The following is a 4,946-nucleotide window of genomic DNA, read 5'->3' as shown; positions in this document are numbered from 1 at the left end:
AATTCCGACTGGCCCAAGAACCTTATCGCTAAAATGGGTCTGGATATTTCGGACCGGACGTTCTGGAAAGGCGGCTTTAAAGTGATCCGGAATATGCTGGAGGAGCTGCAGGATTTGGTTGGGTAAGTCTTAACCATTCGATCACTCAGTGATCGATTTTAACATCACCGTTCTAAACCTGCCTTTTAACCACACCTGAAAATAAACATTCTTCTTGACAAAGTTATCATAATTTGATACCGTTATTCAAAAGTTTTACCTTAAGAATAATTCATCAATTTCGAGGAGGGATAAAAATGAAGGTTTTCTCCAAAGTACTTGCCGTTTTTATCGCAGTCATCCTTTTAAACTGCACAGCACAACTTTCCTTATTTGCACAGGAAAAATCAAAAAAAGAAGAAGCCAAAGAAGAACCTGAGTTAGTCAAACCCGGCCCGAATCGAAAAGCGGGTGAAGGCGAAGGACCTTTCAAACGCTTAATCATCAGAGGCGCTATCGTTATCGACGGCACCGGCGCGCCACCACGCGGCCCGATGGATATCGTTATCGAAGGCAACCGCATCGAAGAGGTTAAAAGCGTCGGTTCACCGGGAGTTCCCATTAAAGAGAAAAAACGCCCGAAAGATGCGACCAAAGAAATTGACGCCCATGGCTCGTATGTACTCCCGGGGTTTATTGACTTACATACACACTGCGGCGGCGTTCCGAAAGCGCCGGAAGCGGAGTACGCCTATAAACTTTGGATGGGACACGGCATTACGACCGTGCGCGGTGTCTCGGTTGGCCCGCTGGAATGGTCGCTCAGCGAAAGAGAACGGAGCGCCCGCAACGAAATGGTGGCGCCGCGCATCCTGTCTTACCACCGTCCGGGCCAGGGCGAGGAATGGAAGGACAAAAGTATTAGAACACCACAAGACGCCCGCGAATGGATCCGCTACGCGGCAAAGAAAGGCATCGATGGTTTAAAATTGGGTTCCTATCGTCCTGAGATCATGGGCGCCTTACTAGATGAAGCGAAAAAATTCAATCTCGGCTCAACAGCACACCTTGGCCAAATGGGGGTTGCGCAGATGAACGCAATCGACGCAGCCCGGCTCGGTCTCCGCGGCATGACTCACTATTACGGACTTTTCGAATCCCTTTACAAAGACCACGACGTTCAACCGTGGCCGGCCGACATGAATTATAATAATGAGCAGCACCGCTTTGGCCAGGTCGCCCGTCAGTGGAATTTGATTCACCCGCGGGGCAGTAAAGAATGGAATGCTTTAATCGACGAGTTTCTGGAGCTCGATTTCTTTATCAATCCAACTATGACCATCTATTCAGCAGGACGGGATGTCATGCGGGCTCGAAAGGCAGACTGGCACGATAAGTATACCCTTCCCTCAATGTGGGATTTTTATACGCCCAGCCGGGAATCGCACGGTTCCTACTGGTTCAACTGGACCACCTGGGATGAAGTCGCCTGGAGAAATTTTTACCACGTCTGGATGGCCTTTTTGAATGACTATAAAAATAAAGGCGGAAAAGTCACCATCGGCTCGGACTCCGGTTTTATTTACCAGCTTTACGGTTTCGGAACGATCTGGGAAATGGAGCTTTTACAGGAAGCAGGGTTTCATCCACTTGAGGTAATTCGAGCTGCGACCATGCACGGCGCCGAGGAACTTTTCCGACCGAAAGGCAAGCCGATTGACCGTGGTGTCATTCGTCCCGGACTGCTCGCCGACCTGGTGATCGTAGATGAAAATCCGATTGCGAATCTAAAAGTGCTCTACGGAACTGGCTCTATTAAACTGAATGACGAGACCGGCCTACCGGAGCGCACGGGCGGCGTTAAGTATACAATTAAAGACGGCATAATTTACGACGCGAGACAGCTTTTAAAAGATGTTGAAGAAATGGTTATGAAACAAAAGCGAGAAAGAATGCAGGGGGAAGAATTGACTCAAAAGAGTTCGGAATAGAGAACGAATTCGGAGAGAGCAATGAAGACCATCTGGTTAATTATAATTTGGATATTGTTTTTTTCCTGCATACGGCAAACCGAAATTGACGAATCTAAAATCAAACAGCAGGTGATTTCGGTCATACAAAAATCAGAACAGGACTGGAACGGAGGCAGCATCGAAAGTTTCATGGAAAGCTACCTTCGTTCTGATTCCCTGCGTTTTGCCAGTGGCGGCAGCGTGAACTATGGCTGGCAGCCGGTTCTCGAAAGGTACAAACAGAGATACCAGGACAAAGCTGCAATGGGACACTTGACATTCAGCGAACTGCATATCACCGTCATTTCTGCCGACGCTGCACTTGTTTTCGGCAGGTATACTCTTGAACGAGAAAATGACGAACCGACCGGTTTGTTCACCCTTCTATTTCGTAAAACCGAAGATGGCTGGCGGATTGTGCACGATCACACTTCATCGGAAACTAATTAATAGTAAAGAATGAAAAAAGGCCTGAAATTCGTTTTCATTATTTGGTTTGCTTTTCTCGGTTCATCTCTAACATCTTGTACCGGATCAAATGAAGCTGATCTGATACTTACAAATGGCCGTGTTTACACATACACCTGGGCCGATCCCGCTCCCGACGGAACTCCCGATTCCGATGCACCCTACAAAGACGGCTTATGGCATCCTGACGCGCAAGCAGTCGCAACGAGTAATGGCAAGATTGTTTTCGTGGGTAGCAATCAGGACGCAGAAACATTCCGGGGAGCAAACACGCGCATTATCGATGTCAAAGGAGCAACCATCCTTCCCGGCTTGGTTGACTCACATACTCACGTCGAGGGCATTGGTGCAAATCTCGAACGAGTGGATTTGACTTCAGCAAAGACCGAAGAGCAAGCTGTAAAACTCATCGCGGCACACTTGACCCATGTTCCCAAAGGTGAATGGATTATCGGATATGGCTGGGATGAAGGTGCCTGGGCTGGAAACTATCCGGACCTGAAACTGCTATCAGAACGTGTCCCGGATCACCCGGTTTTGATGCAGAGTCTGCATAGCTTTGCTGTCTGGGGAAATCGCCTGGCTTTTGAGAACGCAGGGATCACGTCAGAAACGGAGTCACCCCAGGGAGGCGAAATCCTCAAAGACCCGGGTGGCAATCCTGCTGGAATTCTTCTTAATCGTGCCACAAACTTGCTTACAGATGCAATTCCTGCACCGGGCCTCGAGCAGATCAAAACCCGTTTGAGGACTGGTTTAAATGAAATGGCGAAGTCAGGATATGTTGCTGTCCATGAAGCCGGTGTTCGGCAAGAGCAAATGCAAATCCTCGAAGATCTTTATTTACACAATGAATTGCCCATTCGAGTCTATGCAATGCTGAATGCACGAGAAGAAGATTTGCTAAAAACCTGGCTCAAGCGCCGTCCTTTCGTTCCCCAAGATAAAATGCTAATTGTCCGCGCAGTTAAGGCCTACTACGACGGTGCTCTCGGTTCGAGGGGTGCGCGCTTGCTCGAAGATTATTCCGATACACCTGGCCACAGGGGGGTGAGTGGCGAGACCTACGGCTTTGATCAGAAACTGGTAGCCGAGATGATACAGGGCGGCTTTCAGGTCGGGATTCACGCAATAGGAGATGCCGGTAATCGCGAAACGCTTGACTTTTTTGAACGTATCTCAGCCGATGATCCTGGAGCAGCCGCCAGGCGGCATCGAATTGAGCATTCACAGGTCATCCATCCCGATGATTTTCAGCGCTTTGCTAAACTCGGAATCATTGCCTCTATGCAGCCGCCGCACGCGGTTGAGGATAAAGCCTGGGCAGAAGACCGCTTAGGACCCGAACGGATAAAGGGCGCATATGCCTGGCGGACGTTGCGTAAGGCAGGTGTCCGCCTCATTTTCAACTCCGACCTCACTGGCTCTGACCCTAACTTCTTTTACGGGTTGCATTCTGCGATTACCAGGCGGAGCAAGGACTTACAGCCGCCAAACGGCTGGTTCCCCGAACAGGCGCTTTCTACAGAAGAGGCAGTGCGTGCTTACACAGTCTGGCCAGCTTATGCCGCTTTTCTTGAAGACGAAACCGGTACGCTTGCGCCCGGGAAATGGGCCGATATTAGCGTCCTCAGCATCGATCCCCATAATTTTGATATGGCAAATGCCCACGAGCTCTTTAGCGGGGAAGTACTGTTTACCATCGTCGGGGGCGAAGTCGTTTATGAAAAGGATTTAACGAGCAGCAAATAAATGAACTTCACAACTGCCGACCTCTGCGACGAATTCGAATCCCTGGTTAAAATTGCCGAGCCGCTTTTTCAGGATTACGGGCAACTAAAATCCTTCTATGGTGAAATCGCAACCGTCAAAGTTTTCGAAGATAATGTGCTGGTTCGGAAAACTCTGGGAACCGAAGGCCGAAAACGAATCCTCGTAGTTGACGGCGGAGCTTCTAAAAGAGTGGCGCTAGTCGGTGATCAGCTCGCCCAAATTGCTTATGAACATGGCTGGGCCGGAATCGTGGTAAATGGCTGCATTCGTGACTCAGCGGAAATTGCAAAAATCCCGATTGGACTTAAAGCTCTCAACACTATCCCGAAGAAGAGCATCAAAAAAGGGTTGGGTGAGGTTGATGTGCCCGTTGAGTTTGCGGGACTCGTGTTTAATCCTGGAGATTATCTTTACGCCGACCTTGATGGCGTCATCGTGTCTGAAAAGAATCTCTTGAAGATCATAGCGGCAAAAGAGTAAAAGCGCACGCAAAGTCGCAGAGCATGTCCTGAGCAACGCCGAAGGGACGCAAAGAATACGCAAAGGTTTTCTTTGCGATGCTCTTTGCGCCTTCGCGTCTTTGCGTGAAATCTTTGCTTTTGGGATTTGAATTTTCATTTCTTGCCAAAAAATGGCAGAAAATTACTTGTCAGTTACTAACCTATTATTCATAAAATTTCACCACAGAGGCACTAAGCCTGTCCTGAGTGTAGC

General features: G+C 48.9%; 4 protein-coding genes. All 4 read left to right on the top strand.

Features of this window, described 5'->3' with window-relative positions:
* The first annotated feature begins 296 nt into the window (after window positions 1–296).
* From IH879_19650 to rraA, 4 genes are read left to right on the top strand one after another with little or no spacing between them, the layout of a single operon-like run.
* Window positions 297–1,970, top strand: a complete 1,674-nt coding sequence (locus tag IH879_19650) for an amidohydrolase family protein (protein ID MCH7677143.1) — start codon at window positions 297–299, stop codon at window positions 1,968–1,970.
* A gap of 21 nt (window positions 1,971–1,991) precedes the next feature.
* On the top strand, window positions 1,992–2,441 hold the full coding sequence (locus IH879_19645) for a DUF3225 domain-containing protein (GenBank protein MCH7677142.1): 450 nt from the start codon (window positions 1,992–1,994) through the stop codon (window positions 2,439–2,441).
* A gap of 9 nt (window positions 2,442–2,450) precedes the next feature.
* Window positions 2,451–4,211 carry an amidohydrolase gene (locus IH879_19640; GenBank protein MCH7677141.1) on the top strand — a complete coding sequence of 587 codons (1,761 nt, stop codon included), beginning with the start codon at window positions 2,451–2,453 and terminating at the stop codon, window positions 4,209–4,211.
* A complete protein-coding gene (rraA, locus tag IH879_19635) occupies window positions 4,212–4,712 on the top strand; it encodes a ribonuclease E activity regulator RraA (GenBank protein ID MCH7677140.1) in 501 nt (166 codons plus the stop codon).
* Window positions 4,713–4,946: the final 234 nt, after the last annotated feature.

It is taken from the genome of candidate division KSB1 bacterium, from assembly GCA_022562085.1.
In the GTDB taxonomy this organism is placed as follows: Bacteria; Zhuqueibacterota; Zhuqueibacteria; order Oceanimicrobiales; family Oceanimicrobiaceae; genus Oceanimicrobium.
Note: the sequence above shows the minus strand (reverse complement) of the source record. Positions and strands in the feature narration are given on the sequence as shown.